Raw genomic sequence first — 308 nt, forward strand, 5'->3', positions numbered from 1 at the left:
ACATTTAATGTGCCTATATCATCCCCAAAGGCATGCATAAAGAATGCTAACTCTGCACCATCTACCGCAGTTGATAAATCTATCGCTGGTGAGATTGCCGAAGCAATATCTGTTGCGTTTCCTGAAGCTTCATATTCTAAATGTACACCTGGATTACCATCATAAGAATTGGCTGGTCCTGTACCTGTAGAATTGGCTGCTGGATTTGAAATATCCCATTCACCGTTGTTACCTCCAAAACCTGTACCTGTCCATCCTGCTGGATCAACAGTTGGATCGTCTCCAAAGGTTTCTGTAAATATGGTTGA

The 308-nt window shown here is 42.2% G+C and carries 1 protein-coding gene; it reads right to left on the bottom strand.

The window, feature by feature from the left end:
- Positions 1–308 (bottom strand): hypothetical protein (locus ACVC43_RS00175; protein WP_452222551.1); only part of this gene is annotated, 308 nt, incomplete at both ends.

It is taken from the genome of Lacinutrix chionoecetis (assembly GCF_053604665.1).